1 protein-coding gene is annotated in these 759 nt (G+C 26.4%); it reads left to right on the forward strand.

Features of this window, described 5'->3' with window-relative positions:
* The first annotated feature begins 25 nt into the window (after positions 1-25).
* Entirely contained in the window at positions 26-652 is a 627-nt protein-coding gene (locus MPF19_RS19130) for an FEKKY domain-containing protein (protein WP_249989864.1), read from the forward strand.
* The last annotated feature ends 107 nt before the right edge of the window (positions 653-759 follow it).

Genomic DNA, 759 nt, shown 5'->3' on the forward strand with positions numbered 1-759 from the left:
ACAACAACGTTGTACAATATAAAGAATGAAAATAAAATTCGTCATAATATTCACATTTTTAGCTTTTTTAAAGGCTGAATTTTCTCATTCTCAAAACGACACAATCAAAGGAAAAATCTTTTCTTCAATTAATATGAAAAAACCTAAAGGAGATATTTATATTTTCGAAAAAGGAACATCTAACGGAATAATATCTGACAGTTTAGGAATGTTTAATTTAATTCCTAAAACTAAAAATGAAAGTTATTTTCTTGAAATTTCAGCTGGTAATTATCCAAATATAATTTATGAATATAAATCTTTATGGAGTAAAAGGAAAAAACCGAAATCAATTGTTATACAAGGAAAGTGTGAAATAAATAAAGAAAAAGCACGAAAAGATTGGAGAAATGGAACTCCAAAACTTTATTTAAATAGCGGAATTGCCCCAGTTGCAAATTCAAGAAAAGATGAAAGATTTGAAAAAAAATATAATGTTGAATATGTTGAGCTTGGTTGTGAAGGAAAAATTTATGAATGTATATCTGAATATAATTTTTACATAATTAAAATTTTAGACATTGAATATCAAAGAAAATGGAGGAAATCTAAAAGAGAAGGAATTGTCGGAATTGAAGATTATCAAAATACTATTAAACCTTGTATAAATTAAAATTACATTGTACAACACCGTATAAACTTTATTGCTGGTTTTAGCTCACTTGGGAAATTCCTCCGGAATTTCGCCGTTCGTGTTTTATTTACTAAATTCACTGCTTA

Origin of the sequence: Polaribacter sp. Z014 (assembly GCF_023555435.1) — a bacterium.
Taxonomy (GTDB): domain Bacteria; phylum Bacteroidota; class Bacteroidia; order Flavobacteriales; family Flavobacteriaceae; genus Polaribacter.